At 34.0% G+C, this 19942-nt stretch carries 13 protein-coding genes; 12 read left to right on the top strand and 1 reads right to left on the bottom strand.

Annotated features, from left to right (window positions below; genetic code table 11):
* The first annotated feature begins 140 nt into the window (after nucleotides 1-140).
* The 10 genes from ATO12_RS21495 to ATO12_RS25145 all read left to right on the top strand — a co-directional run bounded on the left by ATO12_RS21495 (nucleotide 141) and on the right by ATO12_RS25145 (nucleotide 16909).
* Nucleotides 141-1124 carry a toll/interleukin-1 receptor domain-containing protein gene (locus tag ATO12_RS21495; protein ID WP_034246516.1) on the top strand — a complete coding sequence of 328 codons (984 nt, stop codon included), beginning with the start codon at nucleotides 141-143 and terminating at the stop codon, nucleotides 1122-1124.
* 2 nt (nucleotides 1125-1126) lie between these two features.
* The gene (locus ATO12_RS21490) at nucleotides 1127-2197 is read left to right on the top strand and encodes an isoaspartyl peptidase/L-asparaginase family protein (RefSeq protein WP_034246514.1); all 1071 of its coding nucleotides are present in this window, start codon (nucleotides 1127-1129) and stop codon (nucleotides 2195-2197) included.
* Nucleotides 2198-2358: 161 nt separating this feature from the next.
* A complete protein-coding gene (locus ATO12_RS21485) occupies nucleotides 2359-3291 on the top strand; it encodes a hypothetical protein (RefSeq protein ID WP_131248875.1) in 933 nt (310 codons plus the stop codon).
* A gap of 148 nt (nucleotides 3292-3439) precedes the next feature.
* Complete coding sequence (locus tag ATO12_RS21480) at nucleotides 3440-8965, top strand: alpha-2-macroglobulin family protein (RefSeq protein ID WP_034246511.1); 5526 nt, start codon at nucleotides 3440-3442, stop codon at nucleotides 8963-8965.
* Between the two features lie 451 nt (nucleotides 8966-9416).
* Nucleotides 9417-9929: a hypothetical protein gene (locus ATO12_RS21475; protein WP_034246508.1), complete on the top strand. Its 513-nt coding sequence runs from the start codon at nucleotides 9417-9419 to the stop codon at nucleotides 9927-9929.
* Nucleotides 9930-9959: 30 nt separating this feature from the next.
* Nucleotides 9960-10253, top strand: coding sequence for an antibiotic biosynthesis monooxygenase family protein (locus ATO12_RS21470; RefSeq protein WP_034246505.1), 294 nt, complete (start codon nucleotides 9960-9962; stop codon nucleotides 10251-10253).
* 81 nt (nucleotides 10254-10334) lie between these two features.
* On the top strand, nucleotides 10335-11105 hold the full coding sequence (locus tag ATO12_RS21465; RefSeq protein ID WP_051576010.1) for a 5'-nucleotidase C-terminal domain-containing protein: 771 nt from the start codon (nucleotides 10335-10337) through the stop codon (nucleotides 11103-11105).
* Nucleotides 11095-12012: a bifunctional metallophosphatase/5'-nucleotidase gene (locus ATO12_RS21460; protein ID WP_034246502.1), complete on the top strand. Its 918-nt coding sequence runs from the start codon at nucleotides 11095-11097 to the stop codon at nucleotides 12010-12012. Before ATO12_RS21465 ends, ATO12_RS21460 begins: the two co-directional genes overlap by 11 nt.
* A gap of 103 nt (nucleotides 12013-12115) precedes the next feature.
* Nucleotides 12116-14407: a penicillin-binding protein 1C gene (pbpC, locus tag ATO12_RS21455; RefSeq protein ID WP_117590085.1), complete on the top strand. Its 2292-nt coding sequence runs from the start codon at nucleotides 12116-12118 to the stop codon at nucleotides 14405-14407.
* Nucleotides 14408-14617: 210 nt separating this feature from the next.
* Complete coding sequence (locus ATO12_RS25145; RefSeq protein WP_051576009.1) at nucleotides 14618-16909, top strand: GEVED domain-containing protein; 2292 nt, start codon at nucleotides 14618-14620, stop codon at nucleotides 16907-16909.
* Nucleotides 16910-16996: 87 nt separating this feature from the next.
* On the opposite strand, the gene ATO12_RS21440 is transcribed toward ATO12_RS25145, so the two are convergent.
* Entirely contained in the window at nucleotides 16997-17503 is a 507-nt protein-coding gene (locus tag ATO12_RS21440) for a YciI family protein (RefSeq protein WP_034246496.1), read from the bottom strand.
* 518 nt (nucleotides 17504-18021) lie between these two features.
* Between ATO12_RS21440 and ATO12_RS21435 the strand changes: the two genes are divergently transcribed.
* Entirely contained in the window at nucleotides 18022-19470 is a 1449-nt protein-coding gene (locus ATO12_RS21435) for a sensor histidine kinase (RefSeq protein ID WP_081802133.1), read from the top strand.
* Nucleotides 19467-19868: a response regulator gene (locus tag ATO12_RS21430; protein ID WP_034246491.1), complete on the top strand. Its 402-nt coding sequence runs from the start codon at nucleotides 19467-19469 to the stop codon at nucleotides 19866-19868. Before ATO12_RS21435 ends, ATO12_RS21430 begins: the two co-directional genes overlap by 4 nt.
* Nucleotides 19869-19942: the final 74 nt, after the last annotated feature.

Below are 19942 nucleotides of genomic sequence, written 5' to 3'. Positions count from 1 at the left end.
TTACGGTTTAAAAGTAAAAGTTTTGTTGGAATATTTCCTATTAAAATTGGAAATATTCCAAATAAACAAAGTAATTTTGTAGTAGCAGTTTTTAGTAAGAATTAGTCGGTTTTAGGTTAAAAAGAAAAAAGAAGTCAGTGATGAAAAACAAGAATTATGAATATGATGTTGCGCTTTCTTTTGCTGGAGAGAATAGAGCATATGTAGAGGAGGTTGCAAATAGCCTCAGGATAAGAGGAATTAAAGTGTTTTATGACCTGTTTGAGGAAACAAACTTGTGGGGTAAAAACTTATATGAATATTTGTCTGAGATATATCAAAACAGGGCAAGATATACGGTACTATTTATATCAGGGTTTTACAATCAAAAATTATGGACCAACCATGAGAGAGTTTCTATGCAGGCGAGAGCATTTCAGGAAAGTAGAGAGTATATTTTGCCCGCCAGATTTGACGATACAGAGATTCCTGGGATATTAAAAACAGTAGGATATATTAACTTGAAAGATAGAAGTCCAGATGAGTTTGCAGGGTTGATCGAAAAAAAACTTAAAAAAGATCAAACCTTTTTGAAAAGTAAATGGTCAAAAATTTCTACCCTGATCAATCCAAAACCTTTCATTTTTACTATTAAAGTGATAAATGAAAAAGAAGAATCGATTAAAAATGCCAAAGTAGTCTTAGTGGCTAATAATTCTACATATCTTGAAGGGTTTTCTGATGAAAAAGGATTGGCACATTTTATCATTCGAACGCGCAAATTATACACTGTACTTATTGCCCATCCAGAATATCCGGCGGTATTGTTTAAAGATATTAACCCAAAGGAGGATATAGAAGTAACTATCGAAAAATTAAAAGGATCAGGTTCTGTAATCCTTAATAAATCTGGCGAAACACCTGGGATTATGGGTAGGATAAAACCTGTATTGAAGTCAAACAACAAGATATCATTATATGCTGATAACATAGCGATAGAAGGGGGGCAACATCAACCTTATGATATTGAGTTAAATAAATCAATAATTTTGGAAGATAATGGTGGAAATAGTATACATTTAACCTTCAGATTCTTTCAAGGGAGAATCGCTTTAATCGATTATTGTAAACACAAATTATCTTAATTATGAAAAGAGTAATCATCTTTTTTAGTTTTATTTTGTTTTTGGCTTGTAAAGAACAGTCAAAGGAAACAGCAGAAACACCTATTGTCGAAACTACCAAGGAGGAAATTAAAAAACCAGAGGATAGTTTTGGAATTGTAATTCATGGTGGAGCAGGAACTATCTTGAAAAAGAATATGACTCCAGAAAAAGAAGCAGCTTACAAAGCTAAACTCGAAGAAGCAATAAAAGTAGGACATACCATTCTTAAAAATGGAGGAACCAGCCTTGAAGCCGTTGAAAAAACGATAAATGTTCTTGAGAATTCTCCATTATTTAATGCAGGTAAAGGAGCAGTATTTACTAACGAAGGAACGAATGAATTAGATGCTTCTATTATGGATGGTAGTAACCTTAATGCCGGGGCAGTAGCAGGAGTTAAAACCGTTAAAAATCCGATTAATCTGGCTAGAGAAGTAATGCTTAATTCTCCTCACGTATTATTGTCGGGTAGTGGAGCCGAATTATTTGCTAAAGAAAGAAACCTTGAGATTGTTGATCCAGGATATTTCTTTACAGAAGATCGCATGAAATCACTTGAGCGAGTAAAAGAAAAACTAAAAAACAAAGAGGCAAATAAAACTACAGCTTTTTATGACCCGTTTGTAAAAGACTCTAAGTTTGGAACAGTTGGCTGTGCAGCATTAGATAAAAATGGAAATTTGGCCGCAGGAACCTCTACAGGTGGGATGACTAATAAAAAATGGAATCGTATAGGAGATTCACCAATTATTGGTGCAGGAACATATGCTAATAATGCCACTTGTGCGGTATCAAGTACAGGATGGGGAGAGTATTTTATACGTGCGATGGTAGCGCATGATATTTCGGCATTAATGGAGTATAAAGGGCTTTCTCTTGAAGAAGCTGCCAAGGAAGTAATACAGAAAAAACTTACCGATCTTGGTGGTACAGGAGGAATTGTAGCAATAGATAATAAGGGTAATGTAACGATGGAATTTAATACTGCCGGAATGTATCGTGCTACAATGAATGCTACCGGAGACCTTACTATAGGAATTTATAAAGAATGATACTCCTGTTTTTAAGTTAAAAAAAATTACCCTCCTAATACTAAGGAGGGTTTTTTATTTTGGGGATATTAAGAGTCAAAAATCACTATTTTCTGGGGGAAATAGAACCAAAAATCTCATTACTTTTATCCAATAATTTCAATGGTATAAATGGTAAATCGATGAAAAGAATATTGATTTTTGTAATAATCTGTATGATGAATAAAGGTATGGCTCAAAATAAAGAAAATATAGCTGGTTTATATGCATTAGGATCTCATTCTCCCGAAGGAGGAAGTCACCTGTTTGTTTTAGAAAATGGCAAATTTGTGATTACTTATTTTGGAGGGGCACAGGTAGGAAGCTGGCGCGTAGATAGAGATCAAACTTTTTTATTTACCCCAGACACCAAAAAAAATGAATTCGAACTTTATGGAAGATACAATAAAAAGATACAAGACAGCCTAAAGATCTTTTTTACAGGTTTTGAAGAATCACGAAGTTTTGTGAGTTTAAAGAAATCAAAAGATGATCACTATATCATGAAACAGGTGTTTAATGATGATGCTAACTGTTTTGGTTATCCTTATGTAGGTACTTTTAAAAAAGATTCAGACGTGATTTCTTTTATGGCCATAAATGAAGGAATGAATACGGCTATCTATGACTTTAATATAAAAGGATTTAATGATTTTATAGCTTGTTTTTTTACTAGAGAAAATGAGGCATATCCTTTTTATGCTACATTAAAAGACAACAAACTATACATAGATGAAAACGAATATTCAGAAAAACGCCCTTTACCAACAGAAGGAGAGGATATAGAATTTATTAGAGCAATAGCCAATAAGAATACTTCTGAAAATATGCTCTTTTATAATCCTTCATATAATCCTTTTAAAGAAGACATAAATGCAAGTCATGTTTTTGACAAAGAAAAGCAAGCATATATTATTCCAGGGTTTTATAAAGAAGGAAATGAAGATAGAACTGATGACGAAGCATTTTTTGATATATCGATCATCTATAAATATGAATTGTGTACAGCTACATTTGCTAAATCAGTTAATTATAAAATTGAAGATAAACCTGTTTTTCAGGTTAACTGTAAATAAGTGAATTTATAGATGTTGAATAGGTGTCAAAAAAGATAGATTAAAAAGGGTTAAAAAATAAAATTGAAATTTACAACTTTAAGCAGGTTAAGATAGTGCAGAATACAGTTAATAATTACTACCTTTAATCCGCTAAACATCGACTAATATGAAATTATCACGAATTCTCTATCTGTTACTTTTTGTAGCATTCGCATTTTCTTGTAAAAAAAAGGACGACCAATCCATAGCTGAAGCTAATGCTTCAGAATTAAACAAATATCAGGAATATATCTCAGATGTATCTTCTGGGGTAATTTCGGTTTTAGATAATGTGTATGTAGTATTACAAACACCTGTAGAAGGTTGGGATGATAATCAGGAACTACCAAAAGATATACTCACCGTATCACCAAAAGTAAAAGGTAAAATTATTGCTGTAAATAATCGAACTATTTCTTTTCAACCAGAAGAAGGGTTTGATGAGGACACAGCTTATACTTTTACGCTAGATCTAGAAGAATTAGTTAAAGATTTTAAGGACGATCTAGATGAAGAGTTTGTCTTTACAGTGAAAACATTAAAACAACAGTTTTCTATAATTACCGATAATCTTCAGTCGTATAGTAAAGATTGGCAATATATAGACGGAACAATAACATCTAGCGACCAAATGAAATTTGATGTTGCAAAGCAACTCATTACTGCATCGCAAAAAGGAAAGAAAGTAGCTGTAAAATTTAGTGAATCCATCAATAAAAGTCGTCAGTTTAGTTTTAGAATTGATAGTATTCAACGTTTTGAAGAAGATTCAGAAGTTACTATTAAATGGTCTGGTAAATCTTTCGATATAGACACAGAAGGCGAAGATGTATTATCCATTCCCGGGAAGAATAATTTTTCTATAATTAGTGTTTCGGTTGCTAATGTAGATAATCAATATGTCGAGATCAATTTTTCTGATCCGCTTAAGAAAAATCAAAACTTTAATGGTTTGGTTACTATTTCTGGAGCTAAAAACTTAAAATATACTGTGCAGGGCAATGTCCTTAAAGTATATCCAAAACAAGAACTTAAAGGAACATTAGAGGTAACTGTTTTTGAAGGGATTAAAAGTACAGATAACTATAAATTAAAGAACACATATACCGAAAAAGTATCTTTTCAACAACCAAATCCAGAGATTCGTTTATTGCAAAGCGGAGTGATTTTACCAACTTCGGATAATCTGAAATTTAATTTTGAAGCGATCAACCTTCGTGCTGTCGAAGTACAGGTAGTTAAAGTCTTTGAAAATAATGTGCTTCAGTTTTTACAAAACAATAACCTTAACGGTTCTGGCGATTTAAGAAGTGTAGCAAGGCCAATTGCCAAAAAACTAATTAATCTTCAGGAAAACCCATCTTTAAATCTTAGTAAATGGAATGCTTTTGCAATTGATTTAAAAAAGCTGATTACACCAGATCCCGGAGCAATCTATAGAGTAGAACTAAATTATCGTAAGGCCTATTCACTGTACAAATGTGATGGTGTAGCTGCAGATGATACTCCGATTGATGAATTAACAGATAATTATGACGAAGAAGAAGAATCTAGTTTTTGGGATAGTTCTCAATATTATTATGATGATTACTACGACTACAATTGGGAAGAAAGAGAAAACCCATGTAGCACTTCTTACTTTAGAGATAAAAAGATTAGTGCAAATGTATTAGCTTCTAATCTGGGAGTAGTTGTTAAAAAAGGGCTTAATAATGCCTACATGGTTACGGTTAATGATATTATTACCACTAGCCCTGTGCCAAATGTAAAAGTAACTTTTTACAATTATCAGCAACAAGAAATGGGAGTGGCAACAACCGATGCAGAAGGAATAACTGGTTTTGATGCAGATCGCTCTGCATATTTTGCCATTGCTCAATCCGGAAAGCAGCAAACCTATGTAAAACTAAATGATGGGAACGCACTATCTGTAAGTAAATTTGATGTTTCTGGAGTGCGATTGCAAAAAGGAATTAAAGGATATATTTATGGAGAACGTGGTGTCTGGAGGCCGGGGGACACCTTGTTTTTATCTTTTATGCTTAACGATAATGCAAATAAATTACCTAAAGGACACCCGGTAAAATTCGAATTACGCGATCCATATGGTAAAGTGACTTACCAGGAAACAAAGACCAACGGTATCAACAATTTCTACAAATTTATTGTACATACGTCTGAGGAAGCACCTACAGGTAATTGGCAAGCCAAAGTTAATGTAGGAGGAGCTAGTTTTAGCAAAACACTTAAAATCGAAACCATAAAACCTAATCGTCTTAAAATCAAAACAACCTTTGATGATGAAGTTTTAGGAGTTAATAAGAACCTACAAGGTAATCTCGAAGTATTATGGTTACATGGTGCAATAGCAAAAAATCTGAAAACAGACATCAATGTTCGATTCAATCCAAAAACAACCAGTTTTAAAACCTTCCCGGGATATGTTTTTGATGATCCAACCCGTAGATTTGGAACCGAAGAACAAGAAGTATTTCAAGGACAAATTTCTAACGAAGGAAAAGCGAGTTTTAACCTTAGACCAAAACTTGAAAATAAAGCAGCAGGAATGCTAAAAGCTTCTTTTATTACCAAGGTATATGAAAACGGAGGAGATTTTAGTACCGATGTCATTAGTAAAGATTTTTCTCCATATAGTACTTATATCGGGGTAAATGTTCCTAAAGGTGATAAAGCACGAGGGATGTTATTAACCGATACAAAACATAATTTTGAAGTGGTCGCTGTAGATGACAAAGGAAACCCTAAGTCTGTCAAAGATCTTGAGGTCTTTATCTATAAAGTCGATTGGAGATGGTGGTGGGATACATCAGAAGATAATCTGTCTTCTTATAATAGAGGGTCATATCATAATGAAGTATTCAAAACCAAAGTAACAACTAACAGTAATGGTAAAGCAAACTTTAATTTTGAATTAAAATATCCAGAATGGGGAAGATATCTGGTAAGAGTAGTAGATCCAAATGGAGGACATGCGACCGGAAAAATAATGTATATCGATTGGCCAGGTTGGGCGGGTAAATCACGTAAAAATGACCCTTCGGCAGCAACAATGTTATTATTTTCGACAGATAAAAACACCTATACTGTCGGAGAGAAAGCTATTGTAACCTTCCCTTCTAGTGAAGGAGGAAGGGCATTAGTGACTGTAGAAAATGGTACCGAGGTACTATCTTCACAATGGATAACTCCACAAAAAGGAGAAACAAAATTCGAATTACCGATCGAAGAATTGTATACTCCTAATGTGTATATTCATATTACATTATTACAACCACATGCGGATACAGCAAACGATTTACCGATACGTTTGTATGGTATCGTTCCGATTTCTGTTGAAGATCCAAATACTAAGGTGCAACCTAAGCTAACGATGCCAGATGTATTGCGGCCAGAAGAAACAATTACGTTGAAAGTAGGAGAAAATAATGGTAAACCCATGACATATTCTATTGCTATTGTAGATGAAGGTTTACTAGATTTAACACGATTTAAAACACCAAATCCATGGAATAGTTTTTATGCTCGTGAAGCACTTGGAGTAAAAACCTGGGATGTTTATGATGATGTAATTGGAGCCTATGGCGGCAGCATCAATCAGGTATTTAGTATTGGAGGTGATGCCGAAGCAGGTGGTAGTAAATCAAAAAAGGCTAACCGATTTAAACCTATGGTTGTTTATGAAGGGCCATTTGAACTCAAAAAAGGAGAGACACGTGCTCATAAAATTAAAATTCCAAAATATGTAGGATCTGTACGTACGATGATTGTAGCTTCTGATGCAGAAAAGGCAGCTTATGGTAGTGTAGATAAGACCACACCTGTACGTAAACCACTAATGGTACTGACTTCAATTCCTCGTAAAATTACTCCGGGAGAAAAAGTAACCGTCCCGGTTACCGTTTTTGCGATGGAAAATAAAGTGAAAAATGTTACCGTTACTTTAAAACCTAATAAAGGATTTACTGTAATTGGCGAGACGCAACAAAAACTATCGTTTCCTCAACCCGATGAGAAAATGGCCTATTTTGATATCGAAGTGTTAGAAGGAGCTTCACTTACAGATATCGAAGTAGTGGCAAGTGGCGGAGGAGAAAAAGCATCATACAAGGTTCCAATCAATATAGTGAACCCAAATCCAATGACAACAGAAGTTACTTCTATAGTTTTAGAACCCAATAGCGAACAGGAAGTAGATTTTGCAGCATTTGGAATTGATGGAAGCAATAGTGCAACGATTGAGTTCTCATCTTTACCACCAATGAATTTTGAAAGTAGGTTAAGTTATCTGATTCGTTATCCACATGGTTGTGTCGAACAAACAACTTCGGCAGCATTTCCACAATTGTATCTTGGTGATGTATTTAATTTATCATCTGATAAAAAGCAGAAAATACAGAAAAATATAGAAGCTGCAATGTATAGACTTAAACGTTTTATACAACCTAATGGTGGTATGTCATATTGGCCTGGATATAGTAATCCTAATGATTGGGGAACGACTTATGCTGGTCATTTCTTGCTAGAAGCAAATAAACAAGGATATGTATTGCCAATAGGTTTTAAAAGTAGCTGGATTAATTATCAACAACAACAGGCCAAACGATGGAGAAGTGGCAATAATGATCTGGCACAAGCCTATCGACTATATACGTTAGCACTTGCCGGTAGTCCTGATCTATCTTCGATGAACAGGTTAAGAGAAACTTCGGGGTTATCAAATGATGCCAAATTGAGATTAGCAGCAGCTTATGGATTAATTACTCAGACAAAAGCAGCAAACCAATTGCTTAATTCAGCAAATATTGATTTTCAGCCCAGAAATAATAGCCATTACACTTATGGCTCTACCAACCGAAACCGGGCAATGGCTCTGGAGACCCTCGTAGCTTTGGATCAAAAAGCGAAAGCTCAGAAAGTAGCAGTAGATCTGGCAAAAGAATTATCTTCCAAAAACTGGATGAGTACACAAACTACATCCTATGCATTAATGGCAATGGCTAAGTATGCAGCCTATGTAGGCGGGAAAGGAATAAACATAAACTATATTCTTAACGGAAAATCAACAAATGCCAATACAGATAAAACACTAGCAACTTCTGGTGAACTATCCATTCTAAAAGACAATAAACTAATTCTTAAGAACAATAAGGATAATACCATTTTTGTGCAAATCGCAACCAGTGGGATTCTACCTGTTGGCCAGGAAAAAGTAATTCAAAGTAAGTTTAAAGCAATTGTAGATTACAAAACTAGAGATGGTAATATTATTAACCCAATACTACTAACTCAAGGAACAGATTTTGTGGCAGAAGTAACTATTACGAATACTACTGGTTCTAAAGTAAAAGACATTGCATTAACCGAAATTTTCCCATCTGGGTGGGAAGTAGTCAATACTCGATTTACAGATTTTGGATCCTTTAAAGCTAATGCTGTAACACATACCGATATACGTGATGATAGAGTGAATTTCTATTTTGATCTAAAACCAAATGAGAGTAAAACGATGACCATTTTATTAAATGCATCCTACCTTGGTAAATATTATCTGCCAGGTATCCAATGCGAAGCGATGTATGATAATAGTTATTTGGTAAGAAGTCAAGGAAAATGGGTTGAGGTAGTGAAGTAGAACTGGGGTAGTTATGTTAAATCTTTGAATTTGTGAGGAAACCCCTTTTTAGAAGAACCAGGAAGTAGGATTAGAATCTAAGTAAGCATGGTATTGATGTAAATGAATATTGTATAGGTGTAAGCGCATATTGCAGTACTGTAGATAAGTATTGTATAAGTGTAAGTGCATATTGCAGTACTGTAGATAAGTATTGTATAGGTGTAAGTGCATATTGCAGTACTGTAGATGGGTATTGTATAGATGTAAGTGTATATTGCAATACTGTAGATAGATATTGTATAGGTGTAAGTGCTTATTGTGGTGTTGTAGATGATTGTTTTCTAGGAGTAGAGAAAGGTTTCTCTTTGTAAGGACATTATCTGTATATTTGAGATATGTTTTAGAAATGATCTTAAAAATTTGGTTGAAGAACAGTCGTTGTAATAATGGTTGAAAAGGTATAATTATTATGAAAAAAGATACACTTAAATATATAATTTTCTTAGTACTGGGATTATATTCTACTCAATCCTTTGCTTGTGATTGTGACTGTGATGGGGACTGTTCGTTTTCTTCAGTTTCAACAGGAGGGCTTGTTGCTTTGGTAAAAGTAATTGAGTATTCTGAATTTTTAGAATTTGAAGATGATGGGAAATTGAAGAAAATGCCTTTGGCGATGAAAGTAGAAGTTATCAAAAAATACAAAGGTGAAGATACTCGTAAAACCATTCAGATATGGGGAGATAATGGAATGCTATGCCGGCCGTATACTGATAATTTTAAAATTGGTAACCATTATTTAATTGCTCCAAACAAAATTTGGAATGATTCTGAAAATGGAAAAAAAGGAGATTATGATTTTTTTGCTTGTGAAGTTGGTTTTTTGGATGTTGATCTCAAAAAAAAGATGGTCTATGGAGCATATGCTAAAAATATAAATGAAATTTCATTTTCTAAAATAGAAACCATCTTAAGCAAATAAAAATTGTTGCCGTATTAGTTTGATGAAATAATGATTTTAGAACAAGCGATTTTACATATAAAACCGGGAGAATCAGAAGCTTTTGAGAAAGCCTTTAAAGAAGCCCAAAAAATCATTTCTACAATGAAAGGGTATATCAGGCATGATGTATTGAAATGTATAGAAGAAAATGATAAATATGTATTGTTGGTTGAGTGGGAAACGATAGAAGATCATGAAACAGGTTTCAGAAAATCTGAAGAGTATCAGGAATGGAAAAAATTATTACATCATTTTTATGATCCTTTTCCTGTAGTACAACATTATTCATCTATATTATCCTGATCTAGCAAAGTAGTTATTTTAACGTAACCGTAAAGCAACGTACTGTTTTTTTTGTTACCATTGTCGAAAAATCGAAAATATATGAATACCAAGTTTTATAAGCTCTTACCAGGCCTTTTTTGCTTGATAAGTATTTGTTCGTGTAAGCAACAATCGGTTTCTGTACATAAGATCTCAGCAATTCAACAAAAAATTGATTCTACAGTAATCGCGGATCAAGCTATAGATTCATTTATTGCACCTTTTCGAGATCATTTAAATAAAACTTTGGATGCTACACTGTGCATTGCTGCAGTAGATTTTACCAAACACGATAGAAAATTAGAAAGCAGATTAGGTAACCTTACAGCAGATATTTCTTTACATCAGGTAGAACCGATTTTTAAAAAAAGATATAATAAAGAAATTGATTTTGTATTGTTAAATCATGGGGGGCTGCGGGCACCAATACTAAAAGGACCGGTAACTGCAAGAACAGCCTTTGAAGTGATGCCTTTTGAAAATGAATTGGTAGTGGCAGAATTATCTTATGAAAAAGTACAGCAGTTAGTTTCTTATTTAACCGAAAAACAACAAGCACACCCTGTTTCTAATTTACAGCTTAGTATTGTAAAACAATCAAAAGAAGTACAAAAGTTAACCATTAATGGAGAACCATTACAAAAAGGTAAAACCTATTTAGTGCTTACTACAGACTATTTGCAACAAGGGGGAGATAGTATGAATTTCTTTAAAGATCCTATACAATTATATAAAACAGATTATAAATTCAGAAATGCATTAATCGATTATTTTAAATCAATAGACACATTAAAAGTACAACTGGATAAAAGAATGAGATATGCAGAATAGGAGAAGATTTATACAGCAAATAGTATCAGCAACAGCTTTTGCCAGTTTAGGAGGGGGAAGCTTGGTGTCCTGTGTTAAACCAACATCAAAAAAGATAACAGTGCTACATACTAATGATGTGCATAGCCAGATTGATCCTCTACCAAATAATCATTATAAATACCCGGGATTAGGAGGATTTGCAAGAAGAGCATCGGTTATAGAAAAAGTACGAAAAGAAAATCCGAATACTATTTTATTAGATGCAGGGGATATCTTTCAAGGTACTCCATATTTTAATTATTATGGTGGGGAAATTGAATTTAAACTAATGTCAAAACTAAACTATGATCTTGCTACCATTGGGAATCATGATTTTGATAACGGAATAAATGGATTACTGAACCAATTGCCTAATGCAACTTTTGATTTTGTATCTGCCAATTACGGGTTTAAAAATACAGTACTTGATGGTATTGTAGAACCGTATAAAATCCTAATTAGAGAAGGGATAAAAATCGGAGTCTTTGGATTAGGAGTTAAACTTGAAGGATTAGTGAATAAAAGTTTATATAAAGAAACCCAATATATAGATCCTATTGAAGTTGCCCAGGATATCACCAGAGAATTAAAAGAAGAGCAGCAGTGCGACCTTGTAATTTGCCTTTCTCATATTGGATATGATTATAAAAATGCTCAAGATGTAGTTTCTGATCTTCATCTAGCCAAAAAGACAAAAGATATTGACCTGATTATAGGGGGACATACACATACTTTATTACCGAAACCAGTTATTGTTGATAATATAGTAGGAGAGAAAGTGCTTATTAATCAATGCGGTAAAAGCGGAGTGTATATGGGACAAATTGATTTTTATTTTGATACCAATAGAAATAAAACAGCAAAAGGGAGATCAATAGAGGTTTAAAATACCTTTTAGAATATTTATAGATTCATCTATAGTACACACATTGTTTAAAAACATAAGAAACTATATAAAAAACCACCCAAAACGCTTCTTAATTCTTGGAGTGGTGTTAATCATATATTATTTTTTATTACCAAGACCATTATTTGATGATCCAACGGCAACAGTAATTGAGACCAGAAATGGAGAATTATTAGGTGCCAAAATTGCCGCCGATGGACAATGGCGTTTTCCTGAAACCGATAGTGTACCCGAAAAATTCAAACGATGTATCATTGCATTTGAAGACCAGCAATTTTATAGACATTTAGGATTTAACGCTGTTGCGATGGGAGAAGCAATTATCGAAAATAGTAGTGCAGGAAAAGTGGTAAGAGGAGGAAGTACGATCACTCAGCAGGTTATTCGTTTGGCGCGAAAAGGTAAAAGGCGTACTTATTTTGAAAAACTTAAAGAATTAGTACTGGCTACACGATTAGAGTTCGGAGCTTCTAAAGAAAAGATTCTGAAACTATACGCTTCTCATGCTCCTTTTGGTGGTAACGTAGTAGGAATTGATATGGCAGCCTGGCGTTATTTTGGACTACCGGCTCATCAACTATCGTGGGCAGAGACTGCAACACTTGCAGTACTACCTAACGCCCCTTCTCTCATCTACCCGGGAAAAAATCAAATTAAGTTATTAAAAAAAAGAAATCGATTACTTCTTACACTTTTAGAAGAAGAAACAATAGATTCATTAACATATGAGCTATCAATAAGCGAAACACTACCTCAGAAACCTTATTTTTTACCGCAGACTGCTCCGCATTTGTTAGATAGGTTAGCAAAAAAACATAAAGGTAAAAGAGTGCAAACTACAATCGATCTAATTTTACAAAAACAGGTAAATCGAGTGGTTAAACGACATTATGAAGTGTTAAAACAAAATGAAGTGCATAATATGGCAGTTTTGATTTTGGATGTCGAAACCAGAGAAATACTAAGTTATGTAGGAAATTCACCAACAGATAAAGCACATCAAAAAGATGTAGATATTATCGAGGCAGGACGTAGTACAGGAAGTATATTAAAACCATTATTATATGCCGCAATGATGGATAAAGGCGAATTGTTACCAGAACAATTAGTATCTGATATTCCTACCGTAATTTCTGGGTATAATCCCAAGAATTTTGATGAAGGCTATAGTGGTGCTGTTGCAGCAAATCGAGCTTTGGCACGTTCTTTAAATATACCAGCAGTTCGATTATTACAAAAATATGGTTTACAGAGATTTAGAGATGAATTGAATGTATTTCAAATTAGAGATCTGAGATATGGGGCTGATCATTATGGATTGTCATTAATTGTTGGAGGAGCAGAAGGAAATCTTTGGGATCTTAGTAAAACGTATGCAGGTTTTGCAGGGACGTTAAATCACTATCAAAGTACCTCTAGTGAATATTTTACTCAGGAATTTACCGAACCAATTGTTTTGGCAGAAAGGGAAGTAGATTTTGGCAAAAGAACGCAACAAAAACCAGTGTATGGTGCTGGAAGTATTTGGTTAACCTTTGAAGCTATGAAAAAAGTAAACCGACCAGAAGGTGACGAAGCCTGGGAGTTTTATGATTCTTCTAGAGAGATTGCCTGGAAAACAGGAACCAGTTATGGTAACAGAGATGCCTGGGCAATAGGTGCCAGCCAAAAGTATGTAGTAGGGATTTGGGTTGGTAATGCCGATGGGGAAGGGCGACCAGAGCTCACAGGATTAAATTCGGCTGCACCTGTTTTATTTGATGTATATAACCTATTGCCAAAATCTAAGTGGTTTCCCACTCCTTATGATGATCTGATTCCTGTAACGGTCTGTACCAAAAGTGGTTTTTTGGCAGGTAGTAATTGTCCAACCAAACTAATGGATGTTCCCGTTTCGGAAACCAGGACTAAACCTTGCCCATATCATCAATTAGTACACCTGGATAAGACAAGACAATACAGAGTAAACTCTTCTTGCGAATCTGTTAGCAATATGATTCATGAATCTTGGTTTGTTCTACCCCCGTTACAAGGGTATTTTTTTAAAACAGGTAATTCAGATTATCGTTCCTTACCACCATATCGACCAGATTGTATAAAAGAATCTCAGGAACGAATGGATTTTATTTTTCCAAAACCCAGTAGTAGTGTATATTTACCCAAAGGATTTGATGGTAAAACTAACGAGGTAATTCTTAAAATTGCACATACAAATCCCGAAACTCGTGTGTTTTGGTATATAGATGATCAATTTGTTGGTACAACAAAGCAATTTCATGAAATGCCTGTAGCTCCTAAACCAGGAATACACACTATCACCGTTTTAGACGAAAAAGGAAATGAATTAAAACGGAAAATAGAAATCAAAGATTGATTTTGATTTAATCCCGTAATTCTTCTGTTTTTTTCGCGTAAACAGTCTTATAATGAGATTGTTAATAAATATATAAAATACTGCAATTTTGTGTTAAAACATTAAAATTGTTAAATTTTGAACAATTGTCTTGCTATCTTAGAATCAACATTTTACAAACTAGCTAGCGTTAATTATTAACGTATAACTCAAACTTAACTCTTAAAACCAATGAAAAATGCAATTTTATTGCTTGTCATATTGTTATGTTCAAGCATTACCGCCTATTCCCAAATAGGCCAGGGAGGAGAACCTTTGTTCTCGAATGAACGTGTTTCTAAATCAAGCCAAATTCCTGGTGTCACATTACCTAAACTGGATGTAGCTAAACTACTCAAAGAAGATGCATTAGAATCAAGTAAAGACGTACCAATGCGTTTTGCGTATGCTCATAAAACGAATCTTAATCCAAAAAATTCTGGAAAATGGTATACCAATTCGAAAGGTGACAAGTATTGGCTGATTGAGATCGAATCAAAAGGAGCACTGTCGCTTAACCTTACTTTTTCGAATTTCAAAATTCCTGAAGGAGGTAAATTATTTGTCTATAACAGAGACAAATCTGATGTTCGCGGAGCATTTACTTCTGCTAATAATAAAAGCTCAAAACGCTTAGGTTTAGCTCCTGTAAAAGGAGATAAAATCATAGTAGAATATTTTCAACCGGCTCAGGTAAAACAACAACCAGAGTTAAACATTTCTACAGTTGCACATGATTATAGAGGAATAATGAGTATGGCAAAAAACTTTGGAGATTCTGGATCTTGTAATAACAATGTAATTTGTTCAGAAGGAGATCCATGGAGAGATCAAATTAGATCTGTTGCATTAGTAATTTTAGGAAACGGAACCAGATGGTGTTCTGGATCTTTAATGAACAACACTGCTAACAACGGAACGCCTTACTTTTTAACAGCAAATCACTGTACTTCGGGTCGTGATGTGACCAATTGGGTTTTTGTATTTAATTATGAATCTCCAGGGTGTACCAATAACTCTGATGGATCCACAAGTCAGTCTATTTCTGGTTCACAGATGATGGATAGCGGATCGAGTTCTGATTATGCATTATTAAAACTTTCGTCTACACCTCCTTCAAGTTATAATGTATATTATTCTGGATGGGATGCCACAGGAAATACTCCTACCAAAACAACGGCTATTCATCACCCGGCAGGAGATGTGAAAAAAATATCATTTGATAATGATGCACCTACAATTTCAAAGTATCGTGGAGCACCAGGATCAGGAACTACTCACTGGAGAATTCAGGATTGGAACGATGGAACCACCGAAGGAGGGTCCTCGGGTTCAGGGTTATTTGATCAGAACAAAAGAATAGTTGGGCAGTTACATGGTGGATATGCTGCTTGCGGCAATGACCTGGAAGATTGGTACGGACGTTTGTCTGTAACCTATCCAAATATTTGCCAGTGGCTGGCTCCTGGATGTACTACCAAAATAGTAGATGGACATAACCCAGGGAGTGGTGGAGATACACAGGCACCTTCTACTCCTGCTGGATTAAGTGCCTCTAATGTTACAGCGACCTCGGTATCACTTTCATGGAATGCCTCTACCGATAACGTTGGTGTAACTGGGTATGATGTGTATCAAGGAAACTCAATTGCTACATCAGTAACAGGTACTTCAGCAAATATTACGGGATTAACGGCTAATACTGCATACCAATTTAGAGTAAAGGCCAAAGATGCAGCTGGAAACATTTCTGGATTTAGTAATACCGTTAATGTGACCACTACAGGCGGTGGTGGAGTTACCTATTGTTCTGCAAATGGAAATAATGCCTCTGAAGAATATATTAGTAGAGTTCAACTAGGATCTATTGATAAAACTTCTACCGCAGGAAGTGGAGGATATAGCGATTTTACATCAGAATCTACAAATCTATCCAAAGGAAGCTCAAATACCATTACAGTGACACCTACCTGGACCGGTACGACATATAATGAAGCATATAGAGTGTGGATAGATTATAATCAAGATGGTGATTTTACAGATGCCGGAGAACAGGTTTGGACACAATCTGCAACCCAAAACACAACTGTAAGCGGAAGTTTTACCGTACCCTCGTCTGCTAGCAATGGAGCTACAAGAATGCGAGTTATCATGAGATATAGTACATCTCCTTCTCCTTGTGGGTCATTTAATTATGGAGAAGTCGAAGATTATACTGTTGTGATTGGTGGATCGGTTGCTGCAAAACAAAATAATAATGTAACGCTTTATCCTAATCCGGCAAGAGATATACTTAATGTATCGTTCAACTCAGGGTTTGAAGAAGTCTCGTATTCGGTAATAGATATTGTAGGAAAAACAATTATCTCGGAAACAGGTAAAAATAGATCAACTATAAACGTCGGAAATTTAAAACAAGGAATCTATTTCTTGAAATTTACCGATGGGAAAAATCAATATACTAAACGCTTTGTGAAGCGATAAAATCAAACTAGCTAGCTTAGTATGTAAAATATGAAAAAGAGAGTGGGATTTCTGAGTTTTATCAGGAACTCACTCTTTTTAATTTACTTATCTCAAAGGAAACCCTTTTGCAGCCCACCACGGATGTATTTCGATAATTAAACGGCCGGATTTTACCATGGGATCCATGTTAGCCAAGCTATCTGCCATTTTTTGTGTCGGTGTATTGTAAATTGTGATTCCACGTATATCACCATCATCTCCAAAAGGTCCCGAAATATCGGCATACCCTTCTTTATACATTCTACCAAGATGTCCGAGGTGTAATTTTTGTAAACTGTCGGCTTCTTCCTTATTTTGAGAACGATTAGGGCCTTTTTTTAAGAAAGCAATAAAATATTGTTGCATAATTACAGTATCTCCGGTTTCTTCATCTATATAATCAAAGATCTTAAACCCGTCTTTTTTCAACTTTTCTTTGATTGATTTTGCCGAAGGTTTTATTTCTTCAGTAACCTCTTTTATACTCTCCGATTGTAGGATGCTTTCTTCTTTAGATTGTTGTTTACAAGAGAAAAGGAATAGTAAAGCAAAAAATATGAGTAGTTTTTTCATGTTAATGAAGCTTTTAGCGATTTGTGGGGTTAAAATAATGAATTTTACTTGAACTTGAAGGGATTATTTAGCGATCAAAATAGAGTTAGATGGTAGTTTAAACCGATATAGATACTATTTCCTCTTCTTTTTTTAGTATTAGAAATGATATTTTAAGCCAACTAAAATGATATTCTTATTTGTATGAATATAGGGTATATGATACGTAGAAAACGCTAGGTTTATAATAGATCAGGAATATTTGGTGATATATCCAAATAATACAATTTTCTGTTGATGTCTTTTAGAAGATGTAAATTTTATTTTTTTTATTATTGATTTACAGTTGTTTATGTTGTGTTATTGTAGTAACTTTAATATAAACATTATATCCCTATTATTCTAATGTTTTACCTTACCCTGAGACCGGTTTTTTAATATCTAAATATTAAAAACGAAATAACTACAATGATAGTTTATTAGGCTACCTCATTAATAAATTTCAATGTCAAAATTTTATATAATGCTGTAATGAAAATATGATGAAAACAAGTTCTGTATATATAAAAAAAAATGTACTCAATAATGATCTTATCACAATAGTAAATGATAATGGATATTTTGTTGAGTCAAACCCTCAGTGGTCTGTTTTATTGGGATATGGTAAAAAGGAATTGTTAAATATTCCTTATTTAACTTTAATACACTACGAAGATAGGAGTAAAGCCAAACAAGTGATCGAGAATAGAATGCAAGCTCCGAATTCTGAGCCATTTACGGTTAGACTTATCAGTAAAATGGGAGATATCATATGGTTAGAATCGATTATAACCAGGATAGGGTATAAAGAAGGCTTTTTGTTAATAGCAAAAGATATAACACAAAGAAAAACAGAAAAATCTTCTATAGAAGCAGATTTGATTGCTCTAAAACTTAAAAATAGACAATTAGAAGATTTATTTAACTTAAGTCAGGATTTAATAACGATTTCAAACCCTGAAGGATATTTTACCAAATTGAACCCGCAATGGAGTAAAACTATGGGGTATACCGAAACAGAATTAATGGATAAGCCTTATTTGGCATTTGTGCATCCAGATGATCAACAAAATACTGTTGCAGAAGCAGCAAAACAATTTGATGGTACTACTATATTTAATTTTAGAAATAGATATCTTACTAAAACAGGAGAAATTGTTTGGTTAGATTGGAACGCTACTGCACTGGATCATACCGGAGAAGTGTTTGGAATTGCCAGAGATATTACAAAAGCAATCAGACAAGAACAAAAAATAGAAGCAACGTTACAAGAATTGATAGCAAAAAATAAGCAGTTAGAAGACTACGCCTATATTACCTCGCATAACTTAAGATCACCTGTTGCTAATATCTTTATGCTTACCAAATTTTTGGAAGAAAGTGCACTTACCGAAGAGCAAATGAACTACACAGATATGATCAAAAATTCTGCAGAAGTACTTAATAAAACCATGAAAGATTTGATAAATGTGGTACAGATTAACGAATCTACAGATATGACGATTCAGAATATTTCTCTTGAAGAAACATGTATAGAAGTAAAAAGGCAATTAAGTGCAAAAATCATGGAGACTCAGGCAAAAATTATTACTGATTTTAAGGTTGAAGAAATTTCCTATTCGATTGCTTATCTAAGAAGTATATTTCTTAATCTTATTTCAAACTCGTTAAAATATTGTTCTTCAGAAAGAAAACCTGTTATTCATATTTCTTCAGAAAAAATAAATAATAGAATTCGACTAATTTTTAGTGATAATGGGTTAGGGATTGACCTAAAGAAATATGGAGACAAAGTGTTCGGGTTTAGAAAAACGTTTCATAAAAATGCTAGCGCCAAAGGACTAGGTCTTTTTATAATCAAATCTCAGATTGAAGCCTTAAAAGGAACGATAGCTATTGATAGCGAGCTTGGTAAAGGAACTAAATTTACTATAAATATTGTGTTATGAGTAAGGAGAACCATATTTTATGTCTTATAGATGATGATAATATTCACCAGTTTATCATAAAAAAAATCGTACATAAGCTTAGTCCGAATCAAAAGCTACTTGTGTTTTCTAACGGAGAAGAGGGTATTAATTTTATAAGATCAACAATTGGAAAAATAGAGAAATTACCAGATTTAATTTTACTAGACATAAATATGCCTGTTATGGATGGCTGGGGGTTTTTGGAAGAATTTGTTACAATCACTCCAGAAATTAAAAAAGAGATTATTATTTATATCTTATCATCGTCAGACAATCCAACAGATACAGAAAAAGCTAAAGAATTTGAATTGGTTTCTGGCTACCTTATTAAACCCATTAATGAAGAACAATTAGAGTCGCTATTAGAAAGTGTGTGACTTGCACATTAGGTTATAACTCATATCTATGTTAAGATAATCCCACCAAGTTATATTGATGGGAGTTATTCTTT

It is taken from the genome of Aquimarina atlantica (assembly GCF_000626715.1).
Lineage (GTDB): Bacteria > Bacteroidota > Bacteroidia > Flavobacteriales > Flavobacteriaceae > Aquimarina > Aquimarina atlantica.
Note: the sequence above shows the minus strand (reverse complement) of the source record. Positions and strands in the feature narration are given on the sequence as shown.